This window comes from Streptomyces sp. NPDC091412, from assembly GCF_044756885.1.
In the GTDB taxonomy this organism is placed as follows: Bacteria; Actinomycetota; Actinomycetes; order Streptomycetales; family Streptomycetaceae; genus Streptomyces.
Map to the genome: position 1 here is coordinate 665,275 of NZ_JBIVTV010000002.1, position 18,806 is coordinate 684,080.

An 18,806-nucleotide genomic window follows, 5' to 3' on the forward strand; every position below is an offset into this window, starting at 1 on the left:
CGGGGCGAAGGAAACGCCCGCCCCGCCCCGGGGCGAACGTTGCCTGTCGGGGCACTAGACGGCGGCGTCCTTGCGCAGCCGGAACCAGTAGAAGCCGTGACCCGCCAGGGTCAGCAGGTACGGCAGCTCCCCGATGGCCGGAAAGCGCACCCCGCCGAACAGCTCCACCGGATGCCGTCCGTGGAACGCGCTCAGATCCAGCTCCGTGGGCTGGGCGAAGCGGGAGAAGTTGTGGACGCACAGGACCAGGTCGTCCTCGTACTCCCGTAGGAACGCGATGACCGCGGGGTTGGAGGACTGGAGTTCGGTGTAGGAGCCGAGTCCGAAGGCGGGGTTCTGTTTGCGGATCTCGATCATGCGGCGGGTCCAGTGCAGCAGCGACGAGGGGGAGGACATCGACGCTTCGACGTTGGTGACCTGGTAGCCGTAGACGGGGTCCATGATCGTGGGCAGGTAGAGGCGGCCGGGGTCGCAGGAGGAGAAGCCGGCGTTGCGGTCGGGGGTCCACTGCATGGGGGTCCGTACGGCGTCGCGGTCGCCGAGCCAGATGTTGTCGCCCATGCCGATCTCGTCGCCGTAGTAGAGGATCGGGCTGCCGGGCAGGGAGAGCAGCAGGGCGGTGAAGAGTTCGATCTGGTTGCGGTCGTTGTCGAGGAGGGGGGCGAGGCGGCGGCGGATGCCGATGTTGGCGCGCATGCGGGGGTCCTTGGCGTATTCGGCCCACATGTAGTCGCGTTCTTCGTCGGTGACCATTTCGAGGGTGAGCTCGTCGTGGTTGCGCAGGAAGATGCCCCACTGGCAGGTGGCGGGGATGGCGGGGGTCTTGGCGAGGATCTCGGAGACGGGGTAGCGGCTTTCCCTGCGGACCGCCATGAAGATGCGGGGCATGACGGGGAAGTGGAAGGCCATGTGGCACTCGTCGCCGCCGGCGGTGTAGTCGCCGAAGTAGTCGACGACGTCCTCCGGCCACTGGTTCGCCTCCGCCAGCAGCACCTTGTCCGGGTACTGGGCGTCGATCTCCTTGCGCACCCGCTTGAGGAACTCGTGCGTGGCCGGGAGGTTCTCGCAGTTGGTGCCCTCCCGCTGGTACAGGTACGGCACCGCGTCCAGCCGGAAGCCGTCGATGCCCAGGTCCAGCCAGAACTTCAGCGCGGAGATCATCTCCTCCTGGACGGCCGGGTTCTCGTAGTTGAGATCCGGCTGGTGGGAGAAGAACCGGTGCCAGTAGTACTGCTTGCGGACCGGATCGTAGGTCCAGTTGGACGCCTCCGTGTCGACGAAGATGATCCGCGCGTCCTGGTACTGCTTGTCGTCGTCGGCCCACACGTAGTAGTCGCCGTAGGGGCCGTCGGGATCCTTGCGGGACTCCTGGAACCACGGGTGCTGGTCGCTGGTGTGGTTCATGACGAAGTCGATGATCACGCGCATGCCGCGCTGGTGGGCGGCGTCGACGAACTCCACGAAGTCGGCCAGGTCGCCGAACTCCGGGAGCACGGCGGCGTAGTCGGACACGTCGTAGCCGCCGTCCCTCAGCGGGGACTTGAAGAACGGCGGCAGCCACAGGCAGTCGACGCCGAGCCACTGGAGATAGTCGAGCTTGGCGGTCAGGCCCTTCAGGTCGCCGACGCCGTCGCCGTTGCTGTCCTGGAAGGAGCGGACGAGGACCTCGTAGAACACGGCACGCTTGAACCACTCCGGGTCCCGGTCCTGGGCCGGAGTGTCTTCGAAGGTGTCCGGAACGGGCTCATTGACGATCATGTTGTCGGTGACCCTCCGATCTGCGGGGTGGACGGTCGCAGGACGGTGAGGACATGCGCGGGCCGGTGGCCCGGCTCGAGACGCACATAGTTGGCCCTGCCCCAGTGGTAGGTCTCGCCGGTCAGCTCGTCGCGCACCGGCACCGACTCGTGCCATTCCAGGCCGAGTTGCGGCATGTCCAACGAGACCGTGGCCTCCTGGGTGTGGTGGGGGTCGAGGTTGGCGACCACCAGAACCGTGTTCGATCCGCTCCGCTTCGAGTAGGCGATCACCGCGTCCTTGTCGGTCGCGTGGAAGTGGAGGTCCCGCAGCTGCCGCAGGGCCGGACTGCGGCGGCGGATGTCGTTGAGCCTGGTGATGAGGGGGGCGATGGTGCGGCCCTCGCGTGCGGCGGCTGTCCAGTCGCGGGGTTTGAGCTGGTACTTCTCCGAGTCGAGGTATTCCTCGCTGCCCGGTTTGAGCGGGGTGTTCTCGCACAGTTCGTAGCCGCTGTAGATGCCCCAGGAGGGGGCGAGGGTGGCGGCCAGGACGGCGCGGACCTCGAAGGCGGGGCGGCCGCCGTGCTGGAGGTAGGCGTGCAGGATGTCGGGGGTGTTGGTGAAGAGGTTCGGCCGCATCCAGGCCGCCGCCTCGCCGGACAGCTCGGTCAGGTACTCGGTGAGTTCCTGTTTGGTGTTGCGCCAGGTGAAGTAGGTGTAGGACTGCTGGAAGCCGGTCTGGGCCAGGGTGTGCATCATCGCGGGGCGGGTGAACGCCTCGGCCAGGAAGATCACGTCGGGGTCGGTGGCGTTGATGCCGGCGATCACGCGTTCCCAGAAGACGACGGGTTTGGTGTGCGGGTTGTCGACGCGGAAGATCCGTATTCCGTGGTCCATCCAGTGCCGCAGTACGCGCAGGGTCTCGTCGATCAGGCCGTCCATGTCGGCGTCGAAGGCGATGGGGTAGATGTCCTGGTACTTCTTGGGAGGGTTCTCGGCGTAGGCGATGGTGCCGTCGGGGCGGTGGTGGAACCATTGGGGGTGTTTGTGCACCCAGGGGTGGTCCGGGGAGCACTGGAGGGCGAAGTCCAGTGCGATCTCCAGGTTCAGTTCGCGGGCGCGGGTCACGAAGTGGTCGAAGTCGTCGATCGTGCCCAGGGCGGGGTGGACGCTGTCGTGGCCGCCCTCGGGGGAGCCGATGGCCCAGGGCACGCCGACGTCGTCGGGGCCGGCGTCCAGGGAGTTGTTGCGGCCCTTGCGGAAGGTGGTGCCGATGGGGTGGACGGGGGGCAGGTAGACGACGTCGAAGCCCATGGCGGCGATCGCGGGCAGGCGGCGGGCGGCGGTGCGGAAGGTGCCGTGCGGCTGCTCGGGGGTGCCCTCGGAGCGGGGGAAGAACTCGTACCAGGCCCCGTACAGCGCGCGTTCCCGCTCGACGAGCAGGTCGAGCGGTGCGGAGGCGGTGACCAGGTCCCGCAGCGGATGCCGGGCGAGGACCGCGTCCACCTCCGGCGTCAACGCCGCCGCCAGCCGGTCCGCGGCCGGCCGGTTCTCGTCCCGCAGCGCCGCCACGGCGGCCAGGACGGTGTCCCGGCCACCCCCGTCCCGGGGCACTCCGGAGGCGGCGCGCTCGTACAGGCGTGCGCCCTCCTCCAGGACCAGGTCCGTGTCCAGACCGGCGGGGATCTTGATCTTCGCGTGGTGGCGCCAGGTGGTGACCGGATCCGCCCAGGCCTCCACCTGGTACGTCCAGCGGCCGGGCTCGCCGGCGGTCACGGTGGCGCCCCAGCGGTCGGTGCCGGGCGCCAGCTCGCGCATCGGCGTCCACGGGCCGGGGCGGCCCCGTGGATCGCGCAGGACGACGTTCGCGGCCACGGCGTCGTGACCCTCACGGAAGACGGTGGCCGAGATCTCGAACGATTCTCCGGTCACCGCCTTGGCGGGCCTGCGGCCGTGCTGGACGACCGGGCGGACGTCGAGGACGGGTATCCGGCCGACGGCCGTGGTGCCGCCCGCGGGGGACGGCTCCGGGGCCGGCGGGTTCTGCCGGGCGGCATCCCGGTGGGCGGCGTCCTGGCGGGCCGGCGGCGCGTCGGCGCCGGGCCGGCCGGAGGCGTCGCCGGTGCTGCTCTTGCTGGTTGTCAGTGGTGTTGCCGAGTGGTGCGTGGCGGGCATGACCGCTCCTGTCCGCGTCAACGAGGGTGTGGGCGGATGTGTGTGGGGAGGTGGGTCCTGCGGGTGTTCTGCGGGGTCCTGCGTGTGGTGCTGCTGTCGGTGTACCGGAGGAGCCTTCCCACCCTATTCGGGTGAGCAATCCGGCACTTTGTTAACTACTCGCGCGTATCTCCGCACACAAGACCGGTCCAGTCCGGACACGGACGCCACGGGGGCCGAACCGGTCTGTTCAGGTCGATGTCGGACAGTGTCCGAACTCAGCGGTGCCCGCACTCGGACCGGTACGGTTTTGTGTGACGGGGCGCACAGCGCAGTGCGTCCATCCAGCGAACGCGCCGAGGTGGCATGTGAAGGCGATCCGTCGGTTCACCGTCCGTCCCGTTCTCCCCGAGCCCCTGCGCCCGCTCAGCGAGCTGGCCCGCAACCTGCGCTGGTCCTGGCACGCCGAGACCCGTGACCTCTTCCAGTCCGTCGACCCCGAGCGCTGGGCCTCCTCGGGCGGCGACCCCGTACGCCTGCTCGGCAGTGTGCGTGCCGCGCGGCTGACCGAGCTGGCCGGCGACCGCCGTTTCCTGCGCCGGCTGGCCGCCGCCGCCGACGACCTGCGCGACTACGTGACCGGTGACCGCTGGTACCAGGACCGGTCCGAGGGCCTGCCCGCCGCGGTCGCCTACTTCTCGCCCGAGTTCGGCATCACGGCCGCGCTGCCGCAGTACTCCGGCGGCCTCGGCATCCTTGCCGGCGACCATCTGAAGGCGGCCAGCGACCTCGGTGTGCCGCTGATCGGGGTGGGGCTGCTGTACCGGCACGGCTACTTCCGGCAGACGTTGTCCCGGGACGGCTGGCAGCAGGAGCACTACCCGGTCCTGGATCCCCACGAGCTGCCCGTCACCCTGCTGAAGGAGTCCGACGGCGCCCCGGCGCGGGTCTCGCTGGCGCTGCCCGGCGGCAAGGCCCTGCACGCCCGGATCTGGGTCGCCCAGGTCGGCCGGATTCCGCTGCTGATGCTGGACTCCGACGTCGAGGAGAACGACCTCGGCGAGCGTGGGGTGACCGACCGGCTCTACGGCGGCGGCAGCGAGCACCGGCTCCTTCAGGAGATGCTGCTGGGCATAGGAGGGGTGCGGGCGGTGCGGACCTACTGCCGGCTCACGGGCCATCCCGAGCCGGAGGTGTTCCACACCAACGAGGGCCACGCGGGCTTCCTCGGCCTGGAGCGCATCGCCGAGCTGTGCGACCGGGGGCTGGACTTCGACTCGGGCCTGGAGGCGGTGCGCGCGGGGACGGTCTTCACCACCCACACGCCCGTCCCGGCCGGGATCGACCGCTTCGACCGGGAGCTGGTCGCCCGCCACTTCGGACCCGACGCCGAGCTGCCCCGCATCGACGTCGAGCGGATCCTGCGGCTGGGCATGGAGACGTACCCCGGTGGCGAGCCGAACCTGTTCAACATGGCGGTGATGGGCCTCCGGCTGGCCCAGCGCGCCAACGGCGTCTCGCTGCTGCACGGGAAGGTCAGCCGGGAGATGTTCGCCGGACTGTGGCCGGGATTCGACCCCGAGGAGGTGCCGATCACCTCGGTGACCAACGGAGTGCACGCCCCGACCTGGGTGGCCCCGGAGGTGTTCCGGCTCGGCGCCCGGCAGGTCGGTGCCCAGCGCACCGAGGACGCGCTGACCGTGGGCGGCTCCGACCGCTGGGACGCCGTCGCCGACATCTCCGACCTGGAGGTCTGGGAGCTGCGCCGCGAACTGCGCGAGCAACTGGTGACGGAGGTGCGCGCCCGGCTGCGGGCCGCCTGGCGGCAGCGCGGCGCCGGGACCGCCGAGCTGGGCTGGATCGACGGCGTCCTCGACCCGGAGGTGCTGACGATCGGCTTCGCGCGCCGGGTCCCGTCGTACAAGCGGCTGACGCTGATGCTGCGTGACCGGGACCGGCTGATGGACCTGCTGCTGCATCCCGAGCGGCCGGTGCAGATCGTGGTCGCGGGCAAGGCGCACCCCGCGGACGACGGCGGCAAACGGCTCATCCAGGAGCTCGTCCGCTTCGCCGACGACCCGCGGGTGCGTCACCGGATCGTCTTCCTGCCGGACTACGGCATGGCGATGGCGCAGAAGCTCTACCACGGCTGCGACGTCTGGCTGAACAACCCGTTGCGGCCGCTGGAGGCGTGCGGGACCTCCGGGATGAAGGCCGCGCTCAACGGCTGTCTGAACCTGTCCGTGCTGGACGGCTGGTGGGACGAGTGGTTCCAGCCGGACTTCGGCTGGGCCATCCCGACGGCGGACGGGGCGGGCACCGACCCGGACCACCGCGACGACGTCGAGGCCGCCGCGCTGTACGAGCTGCTGGAGCAGCGGGTCGCGCCCCGCTTCTACGAGCACGGCCGGGACGGGCTGCCCGAGCGGTGGATCGAGATGGTCCGCCGGACCCTGTCCCTGCTCGGCCCGAAGGTGCTGGCGGGCCGCATGGTCCGCGAGTACGTGGAGCGGCTGTACGCTCCCGCTGCCCAGGCCCACCGCTCCCTCGGCCCGGATGCGGCGCGTGAGCTCGCGGTGTGGAAGGCGCGGGTGCGTTCGGCGTGGCACGAGGTGACCGTCGACCACGTGGAGACCTCGGCCAGTACGGCCACCGCCGAACTCGGTGCCACCCTCGGCCTGCGGGTGCGTGTGGGGCTGGGCAGCCTCGGCCCGGACGATGTGGAGGTGCAGGCCGTCTCGGGCCGGGTGGACGAGGAGGACCGCATCACCGACGCCACCGCCGTCCCGCTGAAACCCGCCGGCGCCCCCGACTCAGACGGCCGCTGGGTGTACGAGGGCCCCCTGTCCCTGGACCGCACCGGCCCCTACGGCTACACGGTCCGCATCCTCCCCGCCCACCGCTTCCTCGCCTCCAACGCGGAGCTGGGCCTGGTGACCACCCCGCCGCAGGAGGCCGGCGAGCAGGCGGGGGTGCTCCTGCGCTGACCGGACCGCCGGGCCCCGGCTCCCGGGGCCCCTTCGGGGGCCGGCGGGCCCGGCAGCCGACGGCCCGGGCCGCACGGCGAGGTGCATGGGGCGGTGTGTGCCGCTGCGGGGTGGGCGGGGCGGGTCATGGCTCCGGGATGTCGGCGCACAGTTTGCGCAGCGTTGTGCCGCAGCGGCGGGCGTAGGCGTGCTGGAGGCCGCGGGTGGCCGGGCCGGCCACTCGGGCGTACCACTTGGCCGGGCGGCTGAACGCGGTGACCGTGAGCCAGACGGTGCCGTCGCCCGTGCGGTCCACCAGGAAGGCCTCCTCGCCGCACTCCGGATGACCGGGCAGGGTGCCGTAGGCCCACCCGGCGCGGCGGGGCTCCTGCTCCGTCCAGACCACGCGGCAGGGGGCCCTGACGACTCCGGCGAGGGTGACGGTGACGTCGACGCCGGGCGCGGCCCGGTCGGCGCTCGCCTCGATGCCGACGCCCAGGGCGCGGTGCATCTCCCACGTCATCACTGCCTCGGAGGCCCGGCGGAACACCTCCTCGCCCTCGCCTATGCGGGTGCGCACGTGCAGAGGCTGGAAGCCGGGCGGGCAGTGACCCTGCTCGCGGGTCGCGCCGACCTCCTCGTAGGTGAAATGTGCCGTCGACATGCGACCCAAGCGTAGGGCGGCCCCCGGGAGGGCTGTCCTCCCGGGGGCCGCCGTCGTTCAACGAGCCGGAGATCAGGTCACGTTGACCGCGGTCCAGGCCGCCGCGACCGTGTTGTACTCGGTGCTGCCGGAGCCGTACAGCGCCGACGCCGCGTTCAGGGTCGCCGTGCGGGCGGCCTTGTAGTTGGTGGTCGACGTCATGTACGTGGTGAGCGCCTTGTACCAGATCTGCAGCGCCTTGGCGCGGCCGATGCCGGTGACCGTGGCACCGTTGTACGTCGGCGAGTTGTAGCTGACGCCGTTGATCGTCTTCGCGCCGCTGCCCTCCGCGAGGAGGTAGAAGAAGTGGTTCCCGACGCCGGACGAGTAGTGCACGTCCTTGCTGCCCACGGTGGAGGACCAGTAGTCGGCGGAGCCGCCGTCCTTGCTGGGCTTGTCCATGTAGCGCAGCGGGGTGCCGTTGCCGTTGATGTTGATCTTTTCGCCGATGAGGTAGTCACCGGGGTCCGAGGCGTTGTTGGCGTAGAACTCCACACCGGTGCCGAAGATGTCGGAGGTGGCCTCGTTCAGACCGCCGGACTCGCCGGAGTAGTTCAGCCTGGCGGTGGCGGCGGTGACGCCGTGGCTCATCTCGTGGCCGGCGACGTCCAGCGAGGTCAGCGGGTGGGTGTTGCCCGAGCCGTCGCCGTAGGTCATGCAGAAGCAGCTGTCGTCCCAGAAGGCGTTGACGTAGTTGTTGCCGTAGTGGACCCGGGAGTAGGCGCCCACGCCGTTGTTCTTGATGCCGTTGCGGCCGAAGGTGTTCTTGTAGAAGTCCCACGTCGTCTGGGCGCCGTAGGCGGCGTCCGCGGCCGCCGTCTGGTCGTTGACGGAGCTCGACGCGGTGCCGGTGCCCCACACGTCGGTGGTGTTGGTGAACAGGGTGCCGGTGCCGGAGGTGCCGCCGGCCAGGTTGTTCGTCTTGTGACCGCCGCGGGTGGTGTCGTAGAGCTGGTACGTCGACCCCGACAGGGTGGTGGTCAGGCTGACGGTGCCCGAGTACAGGGTCTTGCCGGTGCCGGTCTCGATGCCCTGGTACTCGTAGAGCTTCTGGCCGGTGGCCGCGTCGGTGATGACGTGGAGCTGGTTCGGGGTGCCGTCCTCCTGGAGACCGCCGACGACCGTCTCGTAGGCGAGGACCGGCGTGCCGTCGCCCGCCCAGATGACCTTGCGCGGGGCCTGGTCGGCGGTGGCCTTCTCCGAGCCGGCGGCCTGGGCCAGGGACACGGCCTGCTTCTCGGCCTTGGCGGTGGCGACCTTCGGGGTGAGCGTGGCGACCTTGATGGCCGCCTTGTTCGCTCTGGTCACGCCCTGGGTCTTGCCGGCCTTGGAGCTGTGGACGATCAGGTCGCCGCCGAGGACGGGCAGACCGGCGTAGGTGCGCTCGTACCGGGTGTGCACCGTGCCGTCGGCGTCCTGGACGACGTCCCGGACGACCAGCTCCTCCTTGGCGCCGAGGCCTATCTCCTGGGCGGTCCCGGAGGCGTCGGTCTGCGCCTGCTGGATCAGCGAGGTGCGGGCGGCGTTGGTCAGGAAGGTGGGGGCGGCGGCGAGGTGGGCCGCACCGGTGGATTCGGCCGTGGTCTGGGCCGAGGCACTGGTGGTCAGACCGGTGCTGAGGAGGGCTCCGGCGGCGACGGCGGTGGCGACGGCCAGAGTGATGCGCTTGTGACGCGCGTAGCGGGGAGTCACACAAGCTCCTTATGTGGGGGTGATCCAGTACGGCGTGGGGCTGCCGGCCCGGATCGGGGGGTGAGGGTGCTGTGCTCGTGCGGCGGGTGGAGGAAGAGTGGCACCAAGGACGCGTACATGTCAGCGCCCCGAAGTGATGTTGGCTGAAAAATGACTGTCCGGTAAATGTTGCAGCGTCATGAACGGGCCGCCGCATGCGCCTTGGACCTCGGAGACTGCGCCCGAGGTCCCGGCCGCCGGGTGGGCCGCGGGAGGGGCGATTTTCAGCCGTCGGGGCGGCCGGATCGATACAGAGGTCACCCCGGCAGGAGGGCGCGATGTCGACCGAAATCCGAGGGTTCGACGGCCCGTCACGCGACCGCGGGCAACCCCGCGGTGGCCGCTACGGGACCGCGTCGCCGCCCTCGTCCGACGGTGTCGCGCCGTTCCCGTGCCAGGTGTGCCACAGGGCCGCGTACGCCCCGCCGGACGCCACCAGGGCGTCGTGGGTGCCCAGTTCGGTCAGACGGCCGTCCTCCATGACGGCGACCCGGTCGGCGTCATGGGCGGTGTGGAGGCGGTGGGCGATGGCGATGACCGTGCGGCCCCGGAGGACTGCGGCGAGGGCCCGTTCGGTGTGGCGGGCCGTGGCCGGGTCGAGCAACGCCGTGGCCTCGTCCAGGATCAGGGTGTGCGGATCCGCCAGCACCACGCGGGCGAGGGCGAGTTGCTGGGCCTGCGAGCCGTCGGTGCGGTGCGTGCCTGTGCCCAGCTCGGTGTCCAGGCTCTCCGGCAGTTCCCGTACCCAGGTGTCGGCGCCGACGGCCGCGAGGGCCGACCACAACTGCTCGTCCCCGGCGGCCGGTTCGGCGATGCGCAGGTTGTCCCGGACCGTGCCGAGGAACACGTGGTGCTCCTGGGTGACCAGGACGACCTGGCGGCGCAGCCGCTCCGGTTCCAGGCCGGCCACGGGTACCCCGCCCACCGTCACCGAGCCCGCGGTCGGTGCGTCGACTCCGGCCAGCAGCCTGCTCAGCGTGGTCTTGCCGGCGCCGGACGGGCCGACCACGGCGAGCCGCTCCCCGGGCCGCACCGTCAGGTCGACCCCGCGCAGCACCTCGCCGCCGCGCTCGTAGGCGTAGCGCGCCCCGGTCACGTCGATGCGGTCGCCCGCCGGCGCCGGACCGTCGCCCTTCGGCACGGAACCCAGGGCCCGGGCGAGCCCCTCCACCCGGGCGAAGGAGGCACCGCTGTTCTGCAGTTGCTCGACCCGCATCAGGATCTCGTCGAGCGGCTGGCTGAACTGGCGCAGATACAGCGCGGCCGCCACCACCGCGCCCAGGCTCACCGTCCCGTGCGCGTGCAGCACCCCGCCGACCAGCAGCACTCCCGCAACGGGCAGCACGTAGAACACTTCCACCACAGGGAAGAACACCGTGCGCAGGTACAGCGTGTAGAACCGGGTGCGCCGGGACGTCTCCAGCGCGTCGCGGCTCGCGGCGGTCCGCACCCCTGCCAGCCGGAACGCCTCGACCGTGCGCGAGCCCGCCGCCGTCGCCGCGAGGATCTCGGCGACCTCGGAGGTGGCCGCGCCCTCGGCGAGGTAGCCGGCCCGCGCCCTGCGCAGGTACCAGCGCAGGGCGAACCAGATGGGCACCAGGCCCACGATGCCCACAGCACCGAGCAACGGGTCGAGCACGAAGACCGCGCCGAGCACGAACAGCGCCTGCACGGTGCTGATGAGCAACTCGGGCCCGGCATCGCGCAGGGTGGTGCCGGCGGTGGCCACGTCGGCCGTGCCGCGCGCCGTCAGGTCGCCGATGCCGGCCCGCTCCACCACGGACGCGGGCAGCGCCAGCGCCCGGTCCACGAACTCCTCGCGCACCCGGGCCAGCGTCCGCTCCCCGAACCGGTGCCCCACGTACCGCGCCCAGCGCACCAGCAGAAGCTGCGCCAGCGAGCACAGCAGGATGCCCAGTGCCATCCGGTCCACGGCACCGACCCCACCCCCGGCCCGCACCGCGTCCACGATGCGCCCGAGCAGCCACGGCCCGGCCAGTCCCGCTGCGGCCGCCGCCGCGTTCAGCGCCAGGACACCGGCGAAGGCCCGCGCGTCGGCCCGCACCAGCCGCACGGCGGCGCGACGCACATCGGCGGATTCGGCGACCGGAAGGTGACGGCTCGTCATCGCACGACCTCCTCGGCCGCGGCCGCGTCCGCGTCCCGTGCCACCAGCGCCCGGTAGCCGGCCTCCTCCTCCAGCAGCCGCCGGTGGCTTCCGGTGGCCGTGACCTTGCCGTCGATCAGGAAGTGCACCACGTCCGCGCGGTCCAGGACGAGCGGGGAGGTGGTCGTCACCACGGTCGTACGGCCCTCGCGGGCCGCCCGCAGCCGGTCCGCCACCGTCGCCTCGGTGTGCGCGTCCAGCGCGGAGGTGGGCTCCACGGCGAGCAGCACCTCCGGGTCGGCCAGCAGCGCCCGCACCAGCCGTACGCGTTGGCGCTGGCCGCCGGAGAGGTTGCGTCCCTGCGCGTCGATCGCCGAGTCGAGCCCCTCCGGCAGGCCCTGCACGATGTCCTCGGCCGCCGCCGTGTGCACGGCCCGCGTGATCGCTGCCTCGTCGATGTCGTCCGGCTCCCGGCCACCGACGACCAGGTGCCGCAGCGGCCCGGCGAACAGGTCCGCCTCGTGGTCGGCGACCAGGATCCGCTCGCGGACCTGCGGCAGGGCGATCCCGTCCAGGCGTACGCCGCCCCAGGTGGCCTCGGAGGGCGCGTACCGGCCCAGGCGGTCGACGACGGCGGCGGCGTCGGCGGGCCGCGCCGCGGCCAGCGCGGTCAGCCGCCCGGGCAGCACCCGCACCCCCGAGTCCGGATCGTGCAACAGCGACGGCTCGGCCGGCGCGTCCGCGGTGCCGAGGTCCGGCGCGGGCTCCAGCCGCAGCAGCCGTACGACTCGGCGGGCGGCGACCACGCCCCGGCTGAGCTGGTAGCTGCCCTCGATCAGGAAGGACACCGGCCACCCGGCCAGCACGGCGACATACCCGTACACCGACACCAACTCGCCGATGCTGATGGTGCCTTGGGCCGCCATCCGGGCCGCCAGCCAGGTCACCACGGCGAGGAACAGCGTCGGCAGCCCCACCCCGAGCGCCTGGATCCAGCTGGTCACCGCCCCGACCCGATACCCCTGGGCGCGCAGTCCCTGCGAGTCCCGGCGGAAGGCGTCGGCGAACAGCGACTTGCCGCCGAGGCCGTTGAGGACGCGCAGCCCGCCCGCCAGGTCGCCGATCCGCGCGGTCAGCACGCCCTGTTGCTCGCGGTAGTCCGTCTCCGTGCCCTGCAGCCGCCCGAGCAGCGGCCCGACGATCACGCCGAGCAGCGGCACCCCGAGCAGCACCACCACGGCCAGCGGTACCGAGAGCGTGAGCAGCAGCCCGGCGACCACGAGATAGGCGACGACCGCGCCGACGCCCGGCCCGACGACCGTCAGGGACTGGCTGATCGTCTGCACGTCGCCCACCCCGATCGTGACCACCTCCCCGGCCCCGACCTGTGCGGGCAGCGTGGCACCCAGCCGTACCGCCTGCCGGACGACCACCTTCACCGTGCGGAAGTTGGCGTCCATCCGCACCCGGGTCATCGTGCGGTGCCGCATGATGCTCAGCCAGGCGTTGAACGCGCCGACCAGGAACAGCACCGTCGTCCACCCGGCCAGCGCACCTGTGTCGCCGGGCTCCAGACCCTCGTCGATCGCCTTGGCCATCAGATAGGGCGTCGCCGCCAGCAGCACCATCCATGTGCTGCCAAGGACCGCCCCGGCGACGGACCGCCCCGGCTGCCGGGTCACCAGCCACCAGAGGTAGTGCGGGCCGCTGCGGCAGTCGGGCTCGCCGGGGTCCTCGTATGAGTCGATCATCCCTGCCCGATTCCCCGTTCGCTCACGCAAGGCTGTCCCGCCAGGCTCGGTGCAGATCCGAGAACCGCCCGGTGCCCGCGATCAGTTGGTCCGGGCTGCCGTCCTCGACGATGCGCCCGCTTTCCATCACGAGCACCCGGTCGGCGATCTCCACGGTGGACAGCCGGTGGGCGATCACCACGGCCGTACGCCCCCGCAGCACCGTGGTCATCGCCGTCTGCACCGCCCGCTCGCCCGGGATGTCCAGGGAGCTGGTCGCCTCGTCGAGGATGAGCACCGCCGGGTCGGCGAGCAACGCCCGTGCGAAGGAGACCAGTTGACGCTGGCCCGCGGAGATGCGGCCGCCCCGCTTGCGTACGTCCGTGTCGTAGCCGTCGGGCAGGGCGCTGATGAAGTCGTGCGCGCCGATCGCCTTCGCCGCCTGCTCGATCTCCTCACGGGTGGCCTCCGGGCGGCCGATGGCGATGTTCTCCGCGACCGTGCCGGAGAACAGGAAGGCCTCCTGCGTCACCATGACCACCCCGCGCCGCAGTTCGGACACGGCGAGTTCACGCAGGTCCACCCCGTCGAGCAGCACCCGCCCCGCTGAGGGGTCGTAGAAGCGGGCCAGCAGCTTGGCCAGGGTGGACTTGCCCGCGCCGGTGGAGCCGACCACGGCGACGGTCTGCCCGGCCGGAACGACCAGCTCGAAGCGGGGCAGCACCTCGCCGCCGGTGCGGTAGCCGAAGCCGACCCCGTCGAAGACCACCTCGCGGCCGGGCAGCTCCGACCTCGGCGCCGGGAGCGGCCGGGGGGCCGGCGGCTCGGGCACGGACGGCGTCTGCGCCAGCAAACCCGCGATCTTCTCCAGCGAGGCGGCCGCCGACTCGTAGGAGTTGAGGAACATGCCGAGCCGGTCGATCGGGTCGTACAGCCGGCGCAGGTACAGCACCGCCGCCGCCAGCACCCCCAGCTCCAGCGAGCCGTCCGCCACCCGGTAGGCGCCCCACAGCACGATCACCGCGACCGTCGTGTTGGCCACCAGCCGGGAGCCGACGACATAGCGGGCCATCTCCAGCAGGGCGTCGCCGTTGGTGCGCTCATGGCGCCGGTTCAGGACGCGGAAACCGACGTCGTTGGCGGCCTCACGGCGGAACGCGCGCACCGGCCGGATGCCGTTCATCGTCTCCACGAACTTCACGATCACCGCGGCGATCGCGGTCGACCGCTCCTGGAACACCCGCCCCGCCCGCCGCCGGTACGCCCGGATCAGCAGGTACAGCGGCACGAAGGACGCCACCGCCACCGCGCCGAGCCCCAGGTCCAGCCACAGCAGCATCGCCGAGATGCAGACGAAGGACAGCACGACCGAGACGAGTTCGTCGAGCCCCTCGCCGAGCAGTTCGCGCAGCGACTCCACGTCCGTGGTGGAGCGGGAGATGAGCCGGCCCGAGGTGTAGCGCTCGTGGAAGTCCACGCTGAGCGCTTGCCCATGGCGGAAGATCCGGCCCCGCAGATCCAGCAGCACGTCCTGGCTGACCCGGGCCGAGGCGATGACGAACGCCCACTGGAGTGCGCCGGAGGCGAGCGCGCACAGCAGATAGCCGACCGCCACCGCGACCAGCGGGCCGCGGTCGTGGTCGCGGAACGCCGGTACGGCGGCGTCGATCGCGTACGCCACCAGCAGCGGGCCCGCCTGCACGGCCGCCTGCTGGAGCAGCAGCAGGAGCGTGGTGCCGGCGACCCGGGCCTTCATGGGCGCGAGCAGGGAGCGCAGCAGGGCGGAGGTGGCGCCCGGGGGAGTGGGCAGGACGTCGCGGTCGAAGGGGTCGCCGGTGTCCTCGGGGCGCGGCGGGTCCTGCTCGTCCCCGGTGGCCGGTACGGGCTTCGTGGCGGCCGTCATCGCTCGTCGTCCTCTTCTTCTTGCGGTTCTCCCGGTTCTCCCGGTCCTTGTGGCTCTTCCGGCGCGTGTCCGCCCGACATCAGGTGGGCGTACTCGGCGTTGGCGCGCAGCAGTTCGTGGTGGGCGCCCACGGCGGTGATCCGGCCGTCGGAGAGCAGGGCGACCCGGTCGGCGAGCAGGACCGTGGAGGGGCGGTGCGCCACGATCAGGGCGGTGGTGTCGGACAGGACCTGGCGCAGGGCCGCCTCCACGGCCGCCTCGGTGTGCACGTCCAGGGCGGACAGCGGGTCGTCCAGGATCAGGAACCGGGGCCGCCCGACGACGGCACGGGCCAGCGCGAGGCGCTGCCGCTGGCCGCCGGAGAGGCTGAGGCCCTGCTCGCCCACCTGGGTCGCGGTGCCCTGGGGGAGGGCGTGCGCGAAGCCGGCCTGGGCGACGGACAGCGCGCGGTCCAGTTCGGCGTCCCCGGCGCTGCCGTCGGTGCCCATCAGGACGTTGTCGCCGACGCTCGCCGAGAACAGGGTCGGCTCCTCGAAGGCCACCGCGACCATCGAGCGCAGTTCCTCGCGGGACATCGCGGTGATGTCCTCGCCGTCCAGCGTGATCCGGCCCGAGGTCACCTCGTGGAGGCGGGGGACGAGCGCCGTCAGGGTCGTCTTGCCGCTTCCGGTCGCCCCGACCAGGGCCATCGACTCACCGGGGCGGATGTGCAGGTCGATACGGTCCAGGAGGGGCCGGGAGCCGGGCGGGGCGTCGGGGTAACGGAACCGGACGTTGTCGAAGCGGAGCCCTTCGCGCGCCCGGTCCGGCGACGCCGGGCCGCGCGAGCCGCCGCCCGGCACGGGCGTACGCGCCGCGCGCACCGCCGGCTCCCCGGACTCCGGTTCCTCGTCCATCACTTCGAAGTACCGCTCGGTCGCCGTCGCCGCCTCCTGGCTCATCGCCAGCAGGAAGCCGATCGACTCCACCGGCCAGCGCAGGGCGAGCGCCGTGGACAGGAAGGCGACCAGCGTCCCCGCCGAGAGACCGCCCGAGGCGACCTGCACCGCGCCCACCACCAGCGTGGCCCCGATGGCCACCTCCGGCAGGGTCATGATGACCGCCCAGATGGCCGCCAGCAGCCGGGCCTTGTGCAGCTCCGTGCCCCGCAGCGTCCGCGACAGGTCGCGGAAGGCTCGCGCCTGACTGCGGTGCCTGCCGAACCCCTTGATGACGCGGATGCCGAGCACGCTCTCCTCGACCACCGTCGTCAGGTCCCCGACCTGGTCCTGCGCCAGCCGCGCCACATGCGCGTACCGCTTCTCGAAGACCGCGCTCAACGCGATCAGCGGCACGGCGGGCGCCAGCATCACCAGCCCCAGCGTCCAGTCCTGCATCAGCATGATGACCACGCCCACGAGGATCGTCACCCCGTTGACCAGCAGGAACGTCAACGGGAAGGCGAGGAACATGCGCAGCAGCATCAGGTCCGTCGTACCCCGGGACAGCAACTGCCCGGACGCCCACCGGTCGTGGAAGGCGACCGGCAGCCGTTGCAGATGCCGGTACAGGTCCGCCCGCATCTCCGCCTCGACGTTCGACAGCGGCCGCGCCACCAGCCACCGCCGCAGCCCGAACAGCAGCGCCTCGCCCACCCCGAGCAGCAGCAGGTACAGCGCCCCGAGCCACACGCCGCGCGGATCCCGGTCGGCGATCGGCCCGTCCACCATCCACTTCAGGACGAGCGGGATCACCAGCCCCACGCAGGAGGCGACGACCGCGATGAACGCGGCGGTGAACAGCCGTACGCGGACCGGCCGTACATACGGCCACAGGCGCAGCAGCGCACGGACGGCCGAACGGCCGGTCGGACCGGGGGAGCCGGTGCGGTCCTCGGGGGTGTCAGGTGTCGTGGGCATCACGGGCGAGCCTACGGACCGGCGCCGACATCTCCCAGCGAGTTTTGGCCGGACCGGACTCCGCCGCTGGTCCTACGACCTGCGTGTTCGACCGCGGGACCCACGCTGGGACCGGTCCGGTCGTAGCGCCGCATCAACCGATCGGCTGATGCGGCTTCGAGCGTGCCGGGCGATGTGCGCGGGCCCCGTCGGCCGGGATTCTCGAGCCATGTCCGTCATCGAAGTCAGCGAACTGCGCAAGTCCTACGGCGGCCGGACCGTCGTCGACGGCGTCTCCTTCGCCGTCGAGGAGGGCGAGATCTTCGGCGTCCTCGGCCCGAACGGCGCCGGCAAGACCACCACCGTCGAGTGCGTCGAGGGCCTGCGCGTCCCCGACGCGGGCCGCGTCCGCGTCACCGGCCTCGACCCCGTCGCGGACCACGAACAGGTCGCCCGTGTGCTCGGGGCCCAGCTCCAGCAGAGCGAGTTGCAGGCCAAGCTCACCGTCCGCGAGGCGCTTCAGCTGTACGCGTCCTTCTACCCCGATCCGGCCGACTGGCGGCCGCTGGCCGAACGCCTCGGCCTGGAGCAGAAGCTCACCACCCGCTTCGCCAAGCTCTCCGGCGGCCAGAAGCAGCGGCTGTTCATCGCGCTCGCCCTCATCGGCAACCCCCGGATCGTCGTGCTCGACGAGCTGACCACCGGGCTCGACCCGCGCGCCCGCCGCGACACCTGGCAGCTCATCGAGGACGTCCGGGCCCGCGGCGTCACCATCCTCCTGGTCACCCACTTCATGGAGGAGGCGCAGCGGCTGTGCGACCGGATCGCCGTGATCGACCGGGGACGGATCGCCGCCCTGGACACCCCGCAGGGCCTGATCCGGCGCTCGGCCGGTGCCACCGTCATCAGCTTCACCCCGTCCGCGCCCCTGGACGACCGTGATCTGAACGCGCTGCCCGAACTCGCCTCCATCGCCCGCAAGGACGGCCGGATCACCCTCTCCGGGACCGACGAGACCGTCAACGCCGTCATCACGCTGCTCGCCCGCCACCACATCACGGCCCATCAACTCCGCGTCACCGACGCCACACTCGACGACGCCTTCCTGGATCTGACGGAGGTCGAGGCATGAGCAACACCCTGGTCAACCCGGCCGTACTGCGCGCCGAGATCCGCCTGTTCGGCCGCGAGCCCGGCGCGATCTTCTGGATCCTGCTGTTCCCCACCCTGCTCCTGGTGATCCTCGGCTCCATCCCGTCCTTCCGGGAGGCCGACCCGTCCTTCGCGGGCCTGCGCCCCATCGACGCCTACGTGCCGGTCGCGGTGCTGCTCGGACTGATCCTCGGCGGGCTCCAGGGCATGCCGCAGGTCCTCACCGGCTACCGTGAACGCGGCATCCTGCGCCGGATGTCCACCACCCCGGTCCGGCCCGCCGCCCTGCTGTCCGCGCACATGGTGGTGTTCGGGGGCGCGGCCCTGGCCTCGGCGCTGCTCTCGCTCACCGTCGGCCGGCTCGCCTTCGACGTGACCCTGCCGAGGCAGCCCTTCGGCTACGTCGTCGCCCTGCTGCTGGCGGTGTTCGCCGCGCTCGCCCTGGGCGCGGTCATCTCGGCGTTGTCCCGCACCACGAGGATCGCGGGCGCGATCGGGTCCGCGGCGCTCTTCCCGATGATGTTCTGCGCGGGCGTGTGGCTGCCGGTGCAGGCCATGCCGGACCTGCTCGCCCGGATCGTCGGCTGGACCCCGTTCGGCGCCGCCGCCCAGGCCCTGAACCAGGCGGCGGAGGGCCACTGGCCGGGCTGGTCCCACCTGGGGGTGACGGCAGCGTGGGCGGCGCTGCTGACCGCGGCGGCCAACCGCTGGTTCCGCTGGGATTGACTGCTCCCCTCTCTGAAGGGA

The 18,806-nt window shown here is 71.9% G+C and carries 11 protein-coding genes; 3 read left to right on the forward strand and 8 right to left on the reverse strand.

Annotated elements, in window-relative coordinates:
- Positions 1–54 precede the first annotated feature (54 nt).
- A complete protein-coding gene (gene treS / locus ACIQMV_RS07150; RefSeq protein ID WP_402591752.1) occupies positions 55–1,758 on the reverse strand; it encodes a maltose alpha-D-glucosyltransferase in 1,704 nt (567 codons plus the stop codon).
- A complete protein-coding gene (locus tag ACIQMV_RS07155) occupies positions 1,755–3,911 on the reverse strand; it encodes an alpha-1,4-glucan--maltose-1-phosphate maltosyltransferase (RefSeq protein WP_402591754.1) in 2,157 nt (718 codons plus the stop codon). The genes treS and ACIQMV_RS07155 overlap by 4 nt, the downstream gene beginning before the upstream one ends.
- Before the next feature lie 347 nt (positions 3,912–4,258).
- Here ACIQMV_RS07155 and ACIQMV_RS07160 point away from each other — a divergent pair, with 347 nt between their 5' ends.
- Positions 4,259–6,877 (forward strand): glycosyltransferase family 1 protein, encoded by a 2,619-nt coding sequence (locus ACIQMV_RS07160; protein WP_402591756.1) that lies wholly within the window; start codon positions 4,259–4,261, stop codon positions 6,875–6,877.
- 124 nt (positions 6,878–7,001) lie between these two features.
- Here the strand turns inward: ACIQMV_RS07160 and ACIQMV_RS07165 are convergent, their stop codons facing one another.
- From ACIQMV_RS07165 to ACIQMV_RS07190, 6 genes are all read right to left on the reverse strand, one after another.
- Positions 7,002–7,520, reverse strand: a complete 519-nt coding sequence (locus ACIQMV_RS07165) for a DUF1990 domain-containing protein (protein WP_402591758.1) — start codon at positions 7,518–7,520, stop codon at positions 7,002–7,004.
- Between the two features lie 72 nt (positions 7,521–7,592).
- Positions 7,593–9,251: a M4 family metallopeptidase gene (locus ACIQMV_RS07170; RefSeq protein ID WP_402591760.1), complete on the reverse strand. Its 1,659-nt coding sequence runs from the start codon at positions 9,249–9,251 to the stop codon at positions 7,593–7,595.
- 382 nt (positions 9,252–9,633) lie between these two features.
- Positions 9,634–11,418, reverse strand: coding sequence for an ABC transporter ATP-binding protein (locus tag ACIQMV_RS07175; RefSeq protein ID WP_402591762.1), 1,785 nt, complete (start codon positions 11,416–11,418; stop codon positions 9,634–9,636).
- Positions 11,415–13,148 (reverse strand): ABC transporter transmembrane domain-containing protein, encoded by a 1,734-nt coding sequence (locus ACIQMV_RS07180; protein ID WP_402591764.1) that lies wholly within the window; start codon positions 13,146–13,148, stop codon positions 11,415–11,417. Before ACIQMV_RS07180 ends, ACIQMV_RS07175 begins: the two co-directional genes overlap by 4 nt.
- Before the next feature lie 22 nt (positions 13,149–13,170).
- Positions 13,171–15,030 carry an ABC transporter ATP-binding protein gene (locus ACIQMV_RS07185; RefSeq protein ID WP_402591766.1) on the reverse strand — a complete coding sequence of 620 codons (1,860 nt, stop codon included), beginning with the start codon at positions 15,028–15,030 and terminating at the stop codon, positions 13,171–13,173.
- The gene (locus ACIQMV_RS07190) at positions 15,027–16,928 is read right to left on the reverse strand and encodes an ABC transporter ATP-binding protein (protein WP_402591768.1); all 1,902 of its coding nucleotides are present in this window, start codon (positions 16,926–16,928) and stop codon (positions 15,027–15,029) included. The genes ACIQMV_RS07185 and ACIQMV_RS07190 overlap by 4 nt, the downstream gene beginning before the upstream one ends.
- A 208-nt stretch (positions 16,929–17,136) precedes the next feature.
- Here ACIQMV_RS07190 and ACIQMV_RS07195 point away from each other — a divergent pair, with 208 nt between their 5' ends.
- Together ACIQMV_RS07195 and ACIQMV_RS07200 are read left to right on the forward strand one after the other, a co-directional pair.
- Positions 17,137–18,039, forward strand: coding sequence for an ABC transporter ATP-binding protein (locus tag ACIQMV_RS07195; protein WP_402591770.1), 903 nt, complete (start codon positions 17,137–17,139; stop codon positions 18,037–18,039).
- A complete protein-coding gene (locus ACIQMV_RS07200; RefSeq protein ID WP_402591772.1) occupies positions 18,036–18,785 on the forward strand; it encodes an ABC transporter permease in 750 nt (249 codons plus the stop codon). The genes ACIQMV_RS07195 and ACIQMV_RS07200 overlap by 4 nt, the downstream gene beginning before the upstream one ends.
- The last annotated feature ends 21 nt before the right edge of the window (positions 18,786–18,806 follow it).

What these genes read in the sequence shown, in the direction of transcription:
- treS (WP_402591752.1), bottom strand. Translation starts at nt 1,758, where the DNA reads ATGATCGTCAATGAGCCCGTTCCGGACACCTTCGAAGACACTCCGGCC.
- ACIQMV_RS07155 (WP_402591754.1), bottom strand. Translation starts at nt 3,911, where the DNA reads ATGCCCGCCACGCACCACTCGGCAACACCACTGACAACCAGCAAGAGC.
- ACIQMV_RS07165 (WP_402591758.1), bottom strand. Translation starts at nt 7,520, where the DNA reads ATGTCGACGGCACATTTCACCTACGAGGAGGTCGGCGCGACCCGCGAG.
- ACIQMV_RS07175 (WP_402591762.1), bottom strand. Translation starts at nt 11,418, where the DNA reads ATGACGAGCCGTCACCTTCCGGTCGCCGAATCCGCCGATGTGCGTCGC.
- ACIQMV_RS07180 (WP_402591764.1), bottom strand. Translation starts at nt 13,148, where the DNA reads ATGATCGACTCATACGAGGACCCCGGCGAGCCCGACTGCCGCAGCGGC.
- ACIQMV_RS07185 (WP_402591766.1), bottom strand. Translation starts at nt 15,030, where the DNA reads ATGACGGCCGCCACGAAGCCCGTACCGGCCACCGGGGACGAGCAGGAC.
- ACIQMV_RS07190 (WP_402591768.1), bottom strand. Translation starts at nt 16,928, where the DNA reads ATGCCCACGACACCTGACACCCCCGAGGACCGCACCGGCTCCCCCGGT.
- ACIQMV_RS07195 (WP_402591770.1), top strand. Translation starts at nt 17,137, where the DNA reads ATGTCCGTCATCGAAGTCAGCGAACTGCGCAAGTCCTACGGCGGCCGG.
- ACIQMV_RS07200 (WP_402591772.1), top strand. Translation starts at nt 18,036, where the DNA reads ATGAGCAACACCCTGGTCAACCCGGCCGTACTGCGCGCCGAGATCCGC.